We start from the raw sequence: 16,064 nt of genomic DNA on the forward strand, positions 1-16,064 counted from the left end.
TTATGTCGGCGTGGAAGCGAAGTTCGGCTGGTGATGAAAGGTATCGACAAGGGGAACGTGATGAGCACGCATCTGCATGAACTGGAACTCGCGCGTTTGCGTGCCGCCGTGCGTGCGAATCTCGACGACGCGCGCGTGTGGCGCTGGTACGCGGACCTGATGGAAGACGAGCGTGTGAGCACCACACGCTCGCGCGACGGCTGGCAGATCACCATCGACGGGCGCTGCACCGTGGAAGATGAATCGTTCGATCGCGCGGTGCGGCTTGCGGCGCGTACGTGGCTCGATATTCCGCGCGCGCCGCTCACATTGCGCCGCCGTCGCAAGCGCGCAGTGAAGGCGGCAGTGGCGCTGTTTCCGCAGATTATCTAATACGTCTGCCAGCCACAGACAAAGCATCGACGCCTTGTGCTTCGATCCGCTGCGGCTCGCCTTCGACCGGCGCATCGGAAAAGAGCGTGAGGAGGATCGTGCGCAGCCATGCCGATCCCGTGTCCGACGAAAAACGGCTATGCCAGTAAATCTTCACCGATATCTTCGGCATTTCGATCGGCAGGCTGTATAGCCGGTACTTGCCGCCGCGAGCATGGCGCTCGGCAATGCTGCGCGGAACGATCAGCGCAAGATCGCTCGTGGCGATGATATCCACCGCCACGGTGAAATGCGGCAATCGAAGCGCGATATCCCACGCGATTCCGGCTTTGCGAAACGCGCTGTCCACCAGCCCGTGCCCGGTGGAATTCGTCTGCACGTAGACGTAGCGCAGCGTCTGAAGATCGTCGGTCGTCATGGCGTCCGTGTCGAACGGATGCGCGGCGCGCACCATGCAAACGAATTCATCGGACAGAAAAGGCATGTTTTCGCATTCGTCGCTCAGGCCTGGCAAATAACCGAGCGCGAAATCGATCTCACCGCTGCGCATGGCCGAGTTCAGTTCGTCGATCGACAACTGGCGCACATCCAGATTGATATGGGGCGCACGCGTGGTCAGCGCGCCCATCAGGATCGGCAGCACGTGCTGCTCTGCGATGTCCGACATCGCGAGGCGAAACGTGCGCGAGGCTTCGGCCGGATCGAAGCGCGAATGCCGTTGCAGCGCACCATAAATGATCGCCAGCGCGTCGTCTATTGGTGCATGCAGGCGCGAGGCCGCATCCGTCGGCACCATCACGCCCGCGTTGCGCACGAACAGCGGGTCGTCGAATATTTCGCGCAAACGCCTGAGCGCGTGGCTGACCGCGGGCTGGCTCAGATGCAGCCTGTCGCCCGCCACGGTGAGGCTGCGATGCTCCCAGATCGCCACAAAAGTCTTCAAGAGATTCAGATCGACAGTGGCGAGATTGACGTGCTTCATGCTTCGTAGAGTAGGGGATGGCGGTGCGCGGGCCGCGGCAACGTTGAAGAACCGGCCGGCGGCAAAACATTCAGCGCATTTGGCGTGAAGCAACGACCGTGCCTGACCAAGTGAGCCAGTGCTGCCCGAGCCAGTCCGCTCCATTCTAGAAAGCCTCGCGCGCGTGCGCTATTCGCGTGAGTCCTGATTCCGTTTCTCATTCCTTCTCCTTCGCGCCCCTGAAAGCGATGATCAGCGCGCGCCATGCGCCGTTGTCCACCGGCATTCGAATTACGGATGGAGCGCATCAACGATACGAATTTGACCCGTCAGTTTTGGGCACCTATCGTCATCCGCAGTTTCAGACGACTTTCCGTGCGGGGCGTCCGGCCGGGCCTCACGCTTTCAACTCACTTCACGAATGGTTTCCTCAATGGACGCGAACACCGACACGGCTATGCCGATGGCCATCGAACGGACCGACGCCAAACATGGCGTGCGAAGGGCCGTCATGACATCGCTCATCGGTCAGATTCTCGAGTGGTACGACTTTTTTCTCTACGGTACGGCGGCGGCGCTCGTCTTCGGCACCGTGTTCTTTCCGGTTGGCAAGGACCCGCTCACGGGCACGATCGCGGCGTTCGGCGGCTTCGCGGTGGGCTTCGTCGCGCGTCCGATCGGCGGCGTGCTGTGCGGCCACCTCGGCGATCGATACGGCCGCAAGTTCGTGATGACGCTCACGCTCGGCGCGATGGGCTTCGCCACCTTCGCCATGGGGCTGCTGCCGGGCTATGCGGAGATCGGCATTGCGGCGCCCGTGATGCTCGTGCTGCTGCGCGTGGTCCAGGGGCTCGCGGCCGGTGGGGAGTGGAGCGGCAGCATTCTGTTCATCAGCGAGAACGCGCCGCAGCACAAGCGCGGGCGGCTTTCCGCGTGGAGCCCGTGCGGCGCCACGATCGGCTTCGTCTTGTCGAGCGGCGCCTTCATGCTGATGCAACAGATCTCGGGCGACGCCTTCGCGAACTGGGGCTGGCGCGTGCCTTTCCTCTTCAGCGCGGTGCTGATCGGGCTCGGCCTCTGGCTGCGCACGCATATGGCCGAGAGCCGCGAGTTCACCGAAGCGAGCACGGCCCATGAAGTCTCGCACCGGCCGCTCGTGGAAGTGCTGCGCACGTGTTCGCGGCAGGTCCTCATGGTGTTCGGACTGCGATTGGGCGAAGGCGGCGCGTCGTGGATCTTTTTCGCCTTTTCGATTGCTTATGGAAAATTCCTCGGCCTTTCGAATGCGTTCGTCCTTGGCTCCCTGACTTTCTCCATGATCCTGATGATTCCCGTGTCGCTGCTCTCGGGCTACGTGTGCGACCGGATAGGCCGCAAACCGGTCTATCTCGCGGGTGCATTGGGCATTGTGATCTTTGCCTGGCCGTTCTTTGCGCTGCTCGATACGCGGGATCCCGTGCTCGTGGTCCTCTCGCTCTCGATTGCCAACGGCGTCGTGCTCGGCATGCTCGAAGGCGCGCAGCCCGCGTTCATCAGCGAGTTGCTGCCCGCGCGTCTGCGCTATTCGGGCCTGGGCATTGGCCGCGAAGTCGCCTCGGTGCTGGGCGGCGGTCTCGCGCCGGTCATCGCCACGGCGCTGCTGGCGCATTACCGCAGTGCGGTGCCCATTGCGATCTACCTCGGCTGTCTCGGCATGGTCACGGTGATCACGACGCTGCTGACGCCGGAAACGTATCCCGCGCACGCACGTGCGCGTGACAGGGGCCTTGCGTAAGCAGTCGGATGCGCGCAATCGCCCTGCGTGGATTTACGCAGTGAATACACCGCATCGCAACAACGAATTGGATGGGCCTCGCGGCCCTGTCTAGAATCGCTTTGTGGATGGCGTGGCCCCATCTCCCCATATTGATACGTACTACCTATGAAAAAACAGAGGATCGAGATCGCTCGCGCGAAGCGCGGAGATCGAGAATGAAACTGCCGCACACAGGTGAAGCCGATCGCTATCGCGCGTTTGCCTTGGAGGTAGGGCTTGGCGGGCAAGGCCCCTCGGTTGCCATCAAGGACTGCATCGATATTGCCGGGTTTCCCACCCGCGCGGGCAGCGCAGCGCTTGCAGAAGCCGAACCCGCAAGCGAGCACGCTGACGTGGTCCGGCAACTCCTCGCCGCAGGGTGGCGGGTCGTTGCAAAGGCGAACATGCACGAGCTGGCCTACGGCATGACAGGTATCAACGACTGGGCGGGCACGCCGGTCAACCCGCGCGACGCGCTGCGCATTCCCGGCGGTTCGTCGAGCGGTTCGGCCGTCGCGGTGGGCGCGGGGCTCGTCGATGTCGCCATCGGCAGCGACACGGGCGGATCGATCCGCGTGCCCGCGGCGTGCTGCGGCGTGATCGGCATGAAGCCGACCTTCGGCCGTGTGAGCCGCAAGGGCGCCTGGCCGCGCGCCAGCACGCTCGACTGCATCGGCCCGTTCGCGCGGGACATGGCCTTGCTGAATGCCGCCATGAGCGTGATCGCGGCTGACTTTGACCTGGCGCGTGCGAGCCGCCCGCAAGACGCCGCCCGCGTGCGCGTGCTGGACGTCGAGGCTGAACCCGTTGTGCAAATAGCCATGCGCTCGGCCCTGGACGCCAGCGGCTGGCGCACGATCGAGGGCACCTTGCCGCTCATGCAGGCGGGGTTCGACGCGGGCCTCACGCTGATCAATGCAGAGACCTATACCGCGTTCGCGCATCTGGCCGCTGACGACCGACTAGGCGCGGACGTGGCGCAGCGCCTCGCGCTGGCGAGCACGACGACGGCGGCGGCGCGCGAGGAAGCGGAGCGTGTGCGCATCGCGCTCACGGCGGAAGTGGACCGTCAACTCGAAGACGTCGATGCGCTGGTGCTGCCGACGCTGCCGCACCTGCCGCCAACACTCCAGGCCGTGCGCGAAGGTTTTTCCGTGGTGGGCATGAGCACGTTCGTGCGGCCCTTCAATCTGAGCGGCCATCCGGCGCTCAGTCTTCCGCTGCCGGCCGAGCCGGGGCGGCCCGCCGCCAGCATTCAACTGGTCGGTCGCAAGGGCGACGACGAACGCGTCTGCGCGCTCGCCCTGCACCTGCAACGCGCGCTCGACGGCCGGCGTACCGATTTTCGAAGCAATTGAACACGACAGGGAGCGTTCAATGAGTCAACCCTTGCATTTTCAACCTCGAACGGCGGAGACGGCGTATGCCGATCTCTATCGCAACGCCATGCTCGATCCGTCGCTCTATACGGATCCGGCGATCTTCGAAGCTGAGCTCGAAAAGATTTTCTACAAGACATGGATCTGGGTCGCGCATGAAAGCGAGGTGCGCGAGCCGGGCGACTTCAAGACCGCGATGATCGGACGGCAGCCCGTCATCGTCGTGCGCGATCGCACGGGCACGATACGCGTGCTCGAAAACCGTTGCCGCCATCGCGGCGCGACGGTGTGCGACAAGCGCCAGGGCAACGCCAACGGTTTCACCTGCCCGTACCATAGCTGGTCGTACGGCCTGGACGGAAAACTGCGCGGACTGCCTTACTCCGACGGTTATGAGGACGTGCTGGAAAAGGGCGATCTGCCGCTGCGCTCGCTGCGTGTCGGCGTGTATGCGGGGATGATCTTCGCGAGCTTCAACCAGGACATCGGTTCGCTCGACGATTTCCTCGGCAACGCGCGGCCGTGGATCGACCTGTTCATGAAGCAGGGCGCGGGCTATCCGATCAAGACGCAGGGCGAGCACAAATTCCGCTTCAAGGGGAACTGGAAGATTCAACTGGAAAACACCACGGACGGCTATCACTTTCCCGTGGTCCACAAGAGCTTCCTGGAGTCGGTGGACAATGAAACGTCGGAGATGCTTTCGTTCATGACCGACGAAGCCTCCGTCACGCGCGCGCTCGGCAACGGGCATAGCGTGATGGTGATGGTTCCGGAGCACGTCGATCTCGAAGCGGACGACGGCACCGAGGTCCTGCAAGCGCGTTTCAATCATGTGATCGAGGCACTCTCCGCCGAAATGCCGATGCAGAAGGTGCGCCGCATCGTGCGCTCGCTGCACGGCGCGGGCTTCAACCTCAACCTCTTTCCCAACGTTTCGATGTCGATGTCGTTCTTCCGGGTGCTGCACCCGGTGTCGGTGAGCGAGACGCAGATTCGCCACGTCGCGCTCGGCATGGACGGCGGCCCCGAGATCGCCAACCTCGAACGCCTGCGTATTCACGAGCACTTTCAAGGCCCGTTCGGATTTGGCAGTCCTGACGATGCCGAAGCGTGGGAGCGGGTGCAGGCGGGCGCGTATACGGGTGTCGATGCGCCGCTGCTGGTCAATCGCGGCCTCAACCGTGAAAAGGTGGGCGCCGACGGCGTGCGGATCTCGCACTCGACCGACGAAACCGGCATGCGCGAAGCGTATGACATGTGGAAACGAATGATGGAGCAACAATGAACGTGACGGATCATCTCGGCGGCGACCTGGGCGAGGCAATCGTATTCATCTGGAAAGAGGCGGAACTGCTCGACCGCAAGCGCTACGAAGCATGGGCGGCGCTGTGGACCGAAGAAGGCATTTACGTGGTGCCGACCGACGCTGAAGCGACCGACTTCACCCGCACGCTGAACTACGCCTTCGACGACGCGCGCATGCGCAAGATGCGCCTCGCACGCATGACGTCGGGCGCCGCGATTTCGGCGGACAGCGCGGCGGCGACGGTGCGAACGGTCTCGCGCTTCACGTTGGGCGCCGTGCAGGACGACAGCTTCGAGGTCGATGCCGCGCAGATCGTCACGGCCTACAAGCGCGAGTCGTACACGACGTTCATCGCCAACGTGACCTATCGGCTGTGTCGCCGCGATGGCGCGCTGAAGCTCGAACGCAAGATCGTTCGCCTGATCAACGCCGCCGACAGCCTCGACGCGCTGGGTTTCCTGCTTTGATGCGGAGGTGACGATGAAACTGATCGTCGAGCGGGTGGACAATGCAACGCCCGAGATCCGCGTGTTCCGGCTCGTGCGCGCCGACGGCGCGCCGCTGCCGCCGTACGAACCCGGCGCCCATGTCGACGTGACCGGTCCCACCGGCGTCACGCGGCAATATTCCCTGTGCGGCGCGCCCGACGACGCGTCTGGCTATACCATCGCAGTCAAGCGCGAGAGCGCCTCGCGTGGAGGATCGGCCGCGCTGCACGAGCGCGTGGCGCCGGGCGCCGAGCTTGAAGTCGGCGCGCCGCGCAACCTGTTCCGGCTCGTGGAAGCCGCGAGCGAACACATACTCGTGGGCGCGGGCATTGGCATTACGCCGCTGATGAGCTTCGCTTATCGTCTGTGCGCGCAGCGTGCGCCGTTCACGCTGCATTACTTCGCGCGCTCGCGCGAGGCAGCCGCCTTCGTGCCGCTGCTGGAGTCCGGCGACTTCGCCGCCAACGTGCGCTTTCACTACGGCGTGGCGCCGGATTGCATGGCGGACGTCTTGTCTGGATGCATCGCGCACGCAAGGCAGGCGGCGCAGGTCTACACCTGCGGCCCCGCCCCGTTCATGCAGGCCGTGGTGGATCAGGTGGAGGCTACGCGGGCCGACTGCGCCGTGCATCTGGAGCATTTCGGCGCGACGCAAGCCGCCGCGCAGGATGGCGACGATCGACCCTTCACGGTCGAGATCGCGAGTTCGGGTGACGTGCTTTGCGTGCCCGCGAACGAGCGGCTGGTCGATGTTCTGCTGCGTGCGGGCATAGCCGTCGATACGTCGTGCAGGGAGGGCATTTGCGGCACCTGTGTCGTCCCGGTGCTGGACGGCGTGCCGGATCATCGCGATCATTGCCTTTCGAAGAAGGAAAAAGCCGCCAACGACCAGATCTGCGCCTGTGTGTCCCGTGCGAGATCAGAAAGGTTGTTGCTGGACCTCTAACCCATCGCACGCCCCTTGCGGGCGTGCATCGTCACTCGAATCCTGTCGCCCTCGCAAGCCGGTCAAGCAACCCGCTTGCGATTTTTTGCGTGCAGCGATAGGGGAAAATCGCAGAAGAAAGCGAAAACGGCCGACGCCGCGTAGCGCGGCAGTCGGCCTTGTGGGATGTTGAGGGGTGTTGGGGGTTACGCGGCTTGCGAACCGGAGGTTTGCGGGGCACGCCCAATACCGCGCCCCAGCGAAGCGGCGGTGTCGCCGCCAATGCCGAAGTCGGTATTGGGAATGTCCAGGATCATGACGCGCACGTGCTCGCGCGCAATCGCAAGGGCACCGGCCGCCGACGCGGTGAGCCCCTCGATGAGCCGCGCCTTTTGAGCGTCGCTGCGGCCCGCGATCAGAACCGCCTGGACAATCGCACCGGCCGCCGCCTGGGGACGCGCGCCGCCCGCGCACGCCATCCCCCCAACGGCGAAGTCCCGCGCGGCGATCTCGCACAGCCAGATGCGAACGGATTCGCGAGGGGCGTCGAGCGCGGCGACCGTCGCCCCGGTTGCGTCGGCGATCAAACGTGTTTTACACGCGTCGTCGAAGCCTTCGCAAACGGTGACCTGAATATTGGGCATGAATGGTCCTCAGTTAGCCTAAGCATCGATCAAGGGTACGGCATGCCCGGTTCGATGCCCGCAAAGAGCGCGCCTGCGCCGTCGTAAGTCGCTTCGTTGAGCGCGGCGTGCTGCGTGACCACCATCGCGTCGCGCACCAGCCATTGCAGACGGTTTTCCTTGAAGATCGCCGTGGTGCCGCCCAGCTTGTACGCGTCGATGACGACTTCGAGGCCGACGTGCGCGGCATGCGTCGCGCTCAGGCGCAGCAGGTTGGCTTGCTCGGCGGGCACCGGGTCGCCCGCGAGGATCGTCTCCCACGCGGCTTCGGCGGCTTCGTAGTAGAACGCGCGTGCGCTGCGATACGCGGCTTCGGCCTTGGCGATGTCGATGCGGTAGTAGGCGCGGTCGCCCAGCCTCGGCGCACCCATCAACGTTTTGGTGCCGCCCGCCATCTCCGTGACGATATCTAGCGCGGCGCGCGCGAGCCCAAGGTTCACGGCGGCATGGACTTCGGCCTGGTAGGCGACGGTGGGGTAGCGGTACAGCGGCTCGTCGATCGTGGCCGATGCCCCGCGCACGAAGGTCCATTCGTGCGCGATGAACTTGTTGTGCACGCGCAGATCGTGGCTGCCGGTGCCCTGCATGCCGACCACGTTCCAGTTGTCGATGATCTCGATCTGCGCGGCGGGGAACACGGCGCTCAAGGGCTTGCCCGCGGCGGCGCCGCCGCTCGCAGGCGTCCCGCCGATGCCGACGCTCAGCCAGTCGGCCGCCTTGCAGCCGCTCGCGAAACGCCACTGGCCGTTGACTTCCCAGCCGCCGTCCACCGCCTTCGCGGGCTGCAACGGATACAGTCCGCCGCCCGAAACCTGATCGGGGCCGTTCGCGTAGATCAATGCCTGCGTATCGGGCGGCAGCGCCGCGAGATACGTGTTGGCGGAACCGAATGCGGCGACCCAGCCGGCCGAGCCATCGGCCGTCGAAATGCGCTCCACGATACGCAGAAAGTCGGCGGGCGCCATGGGCTCGCCGCCAAACCGTTTCGGCGTGCTGGAGCGGAAGATGCCTACCTGCTTCATCTTCTCCACCACGTCGCGCGGGACGTGCGACAGACGATTGAACTCTTCGCGGCGCGCGGCGATTTCCGCCACGAGCGCATCGACGCTCAGGCGCTCGTGCGGCGCGCCGGCATCCGGGGGCGGTTGAAGGGTGGCAGTGCTTTCGAGTTTCACAAGACGATCTCCATGTTGGCGGACGCGGAGCCAGCAAGCTCCGCACACAGGAGACAAGGATGAGAGAGCGGCGCGAGCGCCGTCAAATTCGCATTTCTAATGTCGCTCATCGGCCGTGCGAATCGGAATGCGCTGCCCCTGCGAGGCGAGGAAAGACGATCGCGCCGATTCTCGTGACGAATGCGCGGGATTATTGATCCGAATTGGCTATGGCCATTTCGCCTGACTATGATCCGTCGAACCCATGATTTGCCTTGGAGGCTCGCAACATGATTCAGGCATGCACTCAGGCCGATTTTCGCGAGGCCATGTCGCGCTTGCTCGCTGCGGTCAATGTCATCACGACCGATGGACCCGCCGGGCGATTCGGCATGACCGCCAGCGCCATTTGTTCCGTGACCGATACGCCGCCCACGGTTCTCGCGTGCGTCAACCAGAAAAGCGGAGCGCACGAAGCGCTCGTGCGCAACGGCATGGTCTGCGTGAACATCCTGCGCAGCGATCACGAAGCGCTGGCGCGCGATTTTGCGGGCATGACCGCGCTCTCGCACGACGATCGATTCCAGAGCGGCGAATGGGAGCAGGGCGAGCAGGGTCTGCCGCGCCTCACGGCCGCGCTCGCCAGCCTTGAGGGGCGTATCGCCGATCTGCAAACGGTTGGATCGCACTCCGTACTGTTTATTGAAGTGCAATCGATCCAGTTGAGCGAGCACGGCGACGGCCTGGCCTGGTTTGGCCGGACGTTTCACCGCCTTGGCCGCGCCAACGGCGAAGCCGCGAAGCACGTCTAGTGCTTGCCGGTTCGACTACTGCTGCGACGTGGCATATCGATTCCCCCTTTGATTTGAGCCATTTTCCGTCTGGAGAGACTTCTCGATGAGTGTGTGCCTTTTTCTGAGCGCAAGCCGGGACCGGGGCTTGAGCGCGGCCGAAGCGGCGGATCTGCTGGCGTGCGTGCAGCAGTTGGCGCGAGGCGTCGTACCGTTGCGCAAGCTCGTCGCGCACGTGCCCGCCGCGCCTGGCGGTCGCGATCCCTTTCTGGAGCCGGAAAGCCCGCCCGTGTGCGTCATGCAGTTCTACTTCGACGACATCGGCCATCTGGAAGCGGCAGCCGGGGAAGGCAGCCCGCTGGCGCGCCTGCTCGACGCCGAGGCATTCCCCATGCTCGCCGGTTGCGACTGGACGCAACAGGCCATGCTGGCTCGTCCGTATGCCGTCGCGCAACCGCTGCAAGCAGAGGGCGCGCAAGACGCGTTCTGCACCTACCTGGTGGCCTACGAGGGACCGGCGGACGATCTGCACGCGTGGCTTGCGCATTACCTGCGCCACCATCCACCGATCATGGCGCGTTTGCCCGATGTGCGCGAAGTCGAAATCTACACGCGCATCGACTATTGCAGCGACCTGCGTGCACGGCGTTCCAACGCCATGCAACGCAACAAGGTGGTGTTCGACAACGCCGCCGCTCTGGCGCGCTCGCTGAACTCGCCGGTCCGGCAGGAATTGCGCGCGGACTTCGAAGCGTTTCCGCCGTTTCGCGGGGCGTCGCCTCACTACCCCATGCAGAGCTTCATCGCCTTCGCATGATCCCAATTCGATTCAGGAGACATTCCCTTGGCTGAACCCATCACGATCATTGCGACCCAGTGCGCGAAGCCGGAGCGGCGCGACGAACTTCAGGCGCAGATCCGCCTGCTCGCCGCCGCCGCGCGGGCCGAAGCGGGTTGCCTCGAATACCGGGTGGCCGTTGCGCAGGACAGCGAGGACACGTTCGTCTTCGTCGAGCGCTGGGCCACGCGCGAAGCCCTGGATGCGCATTTTCACACCGAGGCCTTCCAGGCGTTCTGGAACGCACGCATGCAGTACCTCACGCAAGACGTGGACATCGTCATAGCCTCGGATTTCGTTTAACCCGTACAGGAGCATTCCGGATGGATCTCGAACTGTTGAACAAGGAGTTTGCCTCGATCAAGGCAGAACTGCGCGTGCTGCGCGCGGAGTCGGACATTCGCCGCATCATGGCGCGCTATATGCTGCTTTGCGACGTGCCCTTGCCCGAGCACGGTCTCGACGGCCAGGGCCGCCTGCGCGAAATCGTCAACCTGTTTTCCGCCGACGCGAGTTGGGAAGGCGTGGGGTCCTATTACGACAACCAGTTCGGCGCAAGCGTCGGCCATGAGCAGTTGTACGAGCATTTCGAGCGCTTTTTCAAGCCGAGCTCGCCGCAGATGATCCTGAACTGCCACTACCTCACCTGCGAGCAGATTCACGTGCGCGGCGAGGAGGCCGAGGGCCAGTGGGTCCACTTCCAGCCGTGGATTTTCGACGACGGCTCGTCGGTGCTGCGCTCCAGCCGCCTCAACAACGCGTTTCGTTGTGTGGATGGCGTATGGAAGATGTCGCGCTATCGCACCGAGAACGTATTCATCGCGCCTTTGCCCAATGGTTGGGCCACCAACGTGCCCGACCGTTCGGTGCTCATGACCCCCGGCCTGAAGGTCGCCGCCCGAGCCTGAAGCGTACCGCAAGCCTGCCGCGCCGCCGCCCTCGCGCAGCGCCGCGCGGCGGCGGGAGCCCACGGGCTCGGGCGCACGCGCCCGTTCATGACTTCGCTCGCGGACCACCATCGCCCGTCACGCCGACGGGCATCATTCGTCCGTCGATCACGCTGCGCCGCGCCCCGCGACCGGGGCGGCGCTGTTTCGGCGAGACCTGCCTTTTCCCAACGCAAGGAGATCTCGTGAAGCCGTACTGTGCAATTCTATTAGGATGCCTGATTTTACCCGTTGGTGCGCGCGCGCAAAGCAGCGTCGCACTGTACGGCATACTCGACAATGGCGTGACGTGGTCGAGCAACCAGGGCGGTCATTCTGCGTGGCAGATGCAAGGCAGTATCTCCCAAGGAAACCGCTGGGGCGTGCGCGGCCAGGAAGACCTGGGCGGCGACTGGGCGGCGCTGTTCAGGCTGGAGGGCGGCTTCAACGGCAATACGGGCGCGCTGAGCCAGGGCGGGCGTCTGTTTGGGCGGCTTGCCTTCGTCGGTCTGTCCAGCACGCGTTACGGCACCTTGACGCTCGGGCGTCAGGGCGAAGCGATCGGCGACTATATCGGCTTGCTCTCGGCAAACGGCCAGTTGCCCGGCGGCATTCTGTTTCCGCACCCCGGCGACCTCGACAACAACGGCGTCGACTTCCACCTCAACAACGCTGTGAAATACGTCTCGCCCACGTACGGCGGCCTCACGGGCGTGGCGATCTACAGCTTTGGCGGCGTGGCGGGAGACTTCGCCCGCCAGAGCGCGAAATCGTTCGCCTTGCAGTATGCGTCGGGCGGCCTCCAGGTGGTGGGCGCCTACACCCAGATCGATCACCCGGCCGAAGCGGTTCCCGAAGGCGTATGGACGGCGTCGAACACGGTGGACGGCAATTACGGGCTCGCGGCCGGCAGCTACAAGGTGCTGGGCTTCGGCGCGGGCTACACGTTTGGCGCGGCGCGCATCAGCGCGGACTGGACGCATACGCAGTTCGGCGATCTGGACCCGACCCTCGGCGCGAAGATCGGCGGCCATGTCACGTTCAACATCGGCGAAGTCGTCGCCAGCTATATGGTCAGGCCCACGCTTCAGCTAGGGGTGGCCTTCAGCTACACGGCGGGCAGCGTGTCGGAAACCGGTCAGACGCCGCGCTATCAGGAAACGGATGCCAGCGTCGATTACTACCTGTCGAAGAGCACGGACCTTTACGCGAGCGCGACGTGGATGCATGCGAGCGGCGGCGCGGTTGCCGACCTCGCGCCGGTGCTGGCGGCGTCGAGCGGTTCTGACCAGGTGGCGCTGCGGGTGGGCTTGCGCAAGAAGTTCTGACGCGCGGGCGATTGACGCAATCCAATGACAATCCGATGGAGGGGACATGCGTAACCTGAACGAAGTGACGATAACGCAGGCGGTGACCGCATCGCTCGCGGGCTGCGAGGATGCGCGGCTACGCAGCGTCGTCACGAAGCTCATCGAGCATTTGCACGCATTCGCTCGCGAAACGAAGCTGACCGAGGCGGAATGGGCGAAGGCCATCGCTTTCCTCACCGCCGTCGGCCATATCACCGACGACAAGCGTCAGGAGTTCATTCTCCTTTCCGACGTGCTGGGCTTGTCGACGCTCGTTGTCGCGCAAAGCCACGCGAAGCCCGAGGGATGCACGGAAGCCACCGTGTTCGGGCCGTTTTACGTGGCGGACAGCCCGCAATACGCGCAGTTCGACGATATCGCCAATGGCGCGCGCGGCGAACCGTGCTTTGTCGGTGGGCAGGTGCGCTCGCTGGACGGCGAACCCGTTGCGCACGCATCGATCGAGGTCTGGCAGGCCGACGAGGAAGGGCATTACGACGTGCAGGTGCCCGAGGCGGACGGCACGGTGACGCATCGCGCGCGCGGCCGGCTGCACACCGACGCCGATGGCCGTTTCGCGTTCCGCTCGATCCTCGCCGAGCCGTATCCCATTCCGCACGACGGGCCGGTAGGCAAGCTGCTCGAAGCGCTTGGACGGCACCCGTGGCGGCCCGCGCATCTGCATTTCATGATTGAGGCGCCGGGTTTCGAAACGCTCATCACGCATGTGTTCCGCGACGGCGACCGCTATCTCGACTCCGACGTGGTGTTCGGCGTGCGCTCGACGCTGGTTGCGCAGTGGGTTCGCCACGAGCCGGGCACCGCGCCCGACGGCTCGCCTGTCGATGTGCCGTTCTACACGCTCGACTACGACTTCGTCCTCAATCGGGCGGCAGCGGCGGTACCGGCATGAACGCGTTCATTTACGAGGCGCGGCCGTCGCGCGTGATCTTCGGCGCGGGCAGCCTGTGTCATCTGGAGCGCGAGGTGCTCGCGCTGGGCGCGCGCCGCGCGATCGTGCTCTGCACGCCGGGGCAGCACGCGCTCGCGCAGTCGGCGCTGGAGCGGCTGGGTTCACGCGCGGCGGGACTGTATGACCGCGCCACCATGCACGTGCCGCTGGAAGTCGCGCGCGACGCCCGCGAATTCGCACGCGCCCGCCACGCCGATTGCGCCGTCGCCATGGGCGGCGGCTCGGTGATCGGACTCGGCAAGGCGATCGCGCTCGACAGCGGCCTGCCGATCCTAGCCATTCCCACGACCTACGCGGGCAGCGAGATGACGCCCATCTACGGGTTGACGGAGCGAGGCTACAAGCGCACCGGCACGGATGCGCGCGTTCTGCCGAAGACGGTGATCTACGATCCCGAACTCACGGTGTCCTTGCCGGTCGATCTTTCGGTCACGAGCGGCATCAACGCGATCGCGCATGCGGCGGAGGGGCTCTACGCGCACAACGCGAACCCGGTGATGAGCCTGATGGCCGAGGAGGGCATACGCGCGCTCGCGCAGGCGTTGCCGCGCGTGCGGGCGAACGCGGCCGACGTGGCGGCTCGCGGCGACGCGCTTTACGGCGCGTGGCTATGCGGCTTCGTGCTGGGCAGCGTGGGCATGGCGCTGCATCACAAGCTCTGCCACACGCTGGGCGGCAGTTTCAATCTGCCGCACGCGCCAACGCATACGGCCGTGTTGCCTCACGTGCTGGCCTACAACGCGGCGCATGCGCCGGAGGCGATGCGGCGCATGGCGCGCGCGCTCGGCGCGAGCGACGCCGCAAGCGGTATCCATGCGCTCGCGCGCGATAACGGCGCGCTCACTTCGCTCAAGGCACTCGGGATGCAACACGCGGATCTCGACCGCGCGGCCGATATCGCCGTCGAGAATCCCTACTGGAACCCCCGGCCGGTGGAGCGCGGCGCATTGCGCGCGCTGTTGCAGGACGCGTTCGACGGCACGCCGCCGCGCTCGACGATGTCGTGAGGCGCGGTGAGCGCCCACGCGCTCACCACACCGCCTGGCTCGTGATCGCGAACTGCTTGAATGCCGAATCCACACGCAGGGGCTCGCCGCGCTCCGTCTTCTCGATGTGATCGACGATCGGCAGGCCCACGCCTTCGAGCCAGTCGGAAAGACCCAGATCGTCAGGCGTATCGATGCGCACGAACATGCCCGCGTTGGAGGCGAGCCAATGGCTGATCAGCGCCTTGGCGCGGCACGCGTCGGGCGAATCGGGGGCGATCACGGGGCCGATCACATGCCCGTCGCCAAAGCGGCGAAAGAGCGCGAAGCCGATCAGTTCGCCGTCGCGGTCGAGCGCGATGCCGCTTGCCTGATCGAGCAGTTTCGGCAGCATCTCCGAGCGGTCGAGGCCGCTTGCGCGCGTGGCCAGTTCGATCAGGCGCGGCCGGTCGCTCGCGCCGATCGGGCGCAGCCGCTCGCCCGCGGGCAGCGAGACGAGCGGCGGCTGGAACGCCGCGCCCTGGTGTTGCTGGATGCGCCCGATGCGCGTGAAGCCGAGCCGCTCGACGAGCGGCCAGCCCGTGTCGCTCGCATGCAGCAGCAGCGTGCGCGAGGCGAGCGCTTCCATCCAGTGCTCGATCATGGCGCGGCCAATGCCGCGGCGTTGATGACTGGGCCTGACGATCAGCATGCCGAGCGTCGCCGCGTTGGGGCCGAACAGCCAGGAAAAGGCCGTGCCGACGAGCGTGCCGCTTTCATCCACGGCCACGATGCCCTCGCCGATGCGGGCGGCGAAGCGCCAGTCTTCGGGACGGTGCCGCCAGCGCACCGCCATCGACAATGCGTGGGCGGCGGGCAGGTCATCAGCGGTAAAAGCGCGATAGGTAATGACGCTGTTCAGGTTTGGGTCGGACACGCCGGCCTCCAGATTCTGTATACGCGTACCGTGACTATCGCATCGCCCGCTGTGGCTGACTAGGACGATCTTCCTGTTTGTGCACGCGAGCGGCCCGCGCCCGTGATGCAATGCAAAACGCGGGGTTGGACCGACAATAACGCGTCGATTCTGCTGATTGCGCCTTTTTGTCGGCGAAAAATGCGGTGGCAGTGGACCTACGATATTTCCCATCGAGAC

17 protein-coding genes are annotated in these 16,064 nt (G+C 65.1%); 13 read left to right on the forward strand and 4 right to left on the reverse strand.

Annotated elements, in window-relative coordinates:
- Positions 1 to 60: 60 nt before the first annotated feature.
- Entirely contained in the window at positions 61 to 372 is a 312-nt protein-coding gene (locus C7401_RS39080) for a hypothetical protein (protein WP_112177472.1), read from the forward strand.
- Here the strand turns inward: C7401_RS39080 and C7401_RS39085 are convergent.
- The gene (locus C7401_RS39085; RefSeq protein ID WP_112177406.1) at positions 365 to 1,354 is read right to left on the reverse strand and encodes a LysR family transcriptional regulator; all 990 of its coding nucleotides are present in this window, start codon (positions 1,352 to 1,354) and stop codon (positions 365 to 367) included. The two genes, C7401_RS39080 and C7401_RS39085, sit on opposite strands and share 8 nt — an antisense overlap.
- A 412-nt stretch (positions 1,355 to 1,766) precedes the next feature.
- Here C7401_RS39085 and C7401_RS39090 point away from each other — a divergent pair, with 412 nt between their 5' ends.
- From C7401_RS39090 to C7401_RS39110, 5 genes are all read left to right on the forward strand, one after another.
- A complete protein-coding gene (locus C7401_RS39090) occupies positions 1,767 to 3,107 on the forward strand; it encodes an MFS transporter (RefSeq protein ID WP_112177407.1) in 1,341 nt (446 codons plus the stop codon).
- Between the two features lie 197 nt (positions 3,108 to 3,304).
- Positions 3,305 to 4,486, forward strand: coding sequence for an amidase (locus C7401_RS39095; RefSeq protein WP_112177408.1), 1,182 nt, complete (start codon positions 3,305 to 3,307; stop codon positions 4,484 to 4,486).
- Positions 4,487 to 4,505: 19 nt separating this feature from the next.
- Positions 4,506 to 5,795 (forward strand): aromatic ring-hydroxylating oxygenase subunit alpha, encoded by a 1,290-nt coding sequence (locus tag C7401_RS39100; RefSeq protein ID WP_112177409.1) that lies wholly within the window; start codon positions 4,506 to 4,508, stop codon positions 5,793 to 5,795.
- Complete coding sequence (locus C7401_RS39105) at positions 5,792 to 6,283, forward strand: aromatic-ring-hydroxylating dioxygenase subunit beta (protein ID WP_112177410.1); 492 nt, start codon at positions 5,792 to 5,794, stop codon at positions 6,281 to 6,283. The genes C7401_RS39100 and C7401_RS39105 overlap by 4 nt, the downstream gene beginning before the upstream one ends.
- Positions 6,284 to 6,296: 13 nt before the next feature.
- Positions 6,297 to 7,250 carry a PDR/VanB family oxidoreductase gene (locus tag C7401_RS39110; RefSeq protein WP_112177411.1) on the forward strand — a complete coding sequence of 318 codons (954 nt, stop codon included), beginning with the start codon at positions 6,297 to 6,299 and terminating at the stop codon, positions 7,248 to 7,250.
- Between the two features lie 185 nt (positions 7,251 to 7,435).
- On the opposite strand, the gene C7401_RS39115 is transcribed toward C7401_RS39110, so the two are convergent.
- Entirely contained in the window at positions 7,436 to 7,873 is a 438-nt protein-coding gene (locus C7401_RS39115) for a tautomerase family protein (RefSeq protein WP_112177412.1), read from the reverse strand.
- 29 nt (positions 7,874 to 7,902) lie between these two features.
- Complete coding sequence (locus tag C7401_RS39120) at positions 7,903 to 9,087, reverse strand: acyl-CoA dehydrogenase family protein (RefSeq protein ID WP_112177413.1); 1,185 nt, start codon at positions 9,085 to 9,087, stop codon at positions 7,903 to 7,905.
- Between the two features lie 269 nt (positions 9,088 to 9,356).
- Between C7401_RS39120 and C7401_RS39125 the strand changes: the two genes are divergently transcribed.
- The 7 genes from C7401_RS39125 to C7401_RS39155 all read left to right on the forward strand — a co-directional run bounded on the left by C7401_RS39125 (position 9,357) and on the right by C7401_RS39155 (position 14,950).
- Positions 9,357 to 9,878: a flavin reductase gene (locus C7401_RS39125; protein ID WP_112177414.1), complete on the forward strand. Its 522-nt coding sequence runs from the start codon at positions 9,357 to 9,359 to the stop codon at positions 9,876 to 9,878.
- Between the two features lie 85 nt (positions 9,879 to 9,963).
- Positions 9,964 to 10,674: an ethyl tert-butyl ether degradation protein EthD gene (locus C7401_RS39130; protein WP_112177415.1), complete on the forward strand. Its 711-nt coding sequence runs from the start codon at positions 9,964 to 9,966 to the stop codon at positions 10,672 to 10,674.
- A 27-nt stretch (positions 10,675 to 10,701) separates the two neighbouring features.
- Positions 10,702 to 10,998, forward strand: a complete 297-nt coding sequence (locus C7401_RS39135) for a putative quinol monooxygenase (protein ID WP_181565811.1) — start codon at positions 10,702 to 10,704, stop codon at positions 10,996 to 10,998.
- Positions 10,999 to 11,018: 20 nt separating this feature from the next.
- Complete coding sequence (locus tag C7401_RS39140) at positions 11,019 to 11,603, forward strand: nuclear transport factor 2 family protein (protein ID WP_112177417.1); 585 nt, start codon at positions 11,019 to 11,021, stop codon at positions 11,601 to 11,603.
- 224 nt (positions 11,604 to 11,827) lie between these two features.
- Positions 11,828 to 12,949 (forward strand): porin, encoded by a 1,122-nt coding sequence (locus C7401_RS39145; protein WP_258397399.1) that lies wholly within the window; start codon positions 11,828 to 11,830, stop codon positions 12,947 to 12,949.
- Between the two features lie 46 nt (positions 12,950 to 12,995).
- A complete protein-coding gene (locus tag C7401_RS39150) occupies positions 12,996 to 13,883 on the forward strand; it encodes an intradiol ring-cleavage dioxygenase (RefSeq protein WP_112177418.1) in 888 nt (295 codons plus the stop codon).
- Complete coding sequence (locus C7401_RS39155; protein WP_112177419.1) at positions 13,880 to 14,950, forward strand: maleylacetate reductase; 1,071 nt, start codon at positions 13,880 to 13,882, stop codon at positions 14,948 to 14,950. The genes C7401_RS39150 and C7401_RS39155 overlap by 4 nt, the downstream gene beginning before the upstream one ends.
- A gap of 22 nt (positions 14,951 to 14,972) precedes the next feature.
- Here the strand turns inward: C7401_RS39155 and C7401_RS39160 are convergent, their stop codons facing one another.
- Positions 14,973 to 15,845: a GNAT family N-acetyltransferase gene (locus tag C7401_RS39160; RefSeq protein WP_258397400.1), complete on the reverse strand. Its 873-nt coding sequence runs from the start codon at positions 15,843 to 15,845 to the stop codon at positions 14,973 to 14,975.
- Positions 15,846 to 16,064: the final 219 nt, after the last annotated feature.

It is taken from the genome of Paraburkholderia unamae (genome assembly GCF_003268775.1).
Lineage (GTDB): Bacteria > Pseudomonadota > Gammaproteobacteria > Burkholderiales > Burkholderiaceae > Paraburkholderia > Paraburkholderia unamae.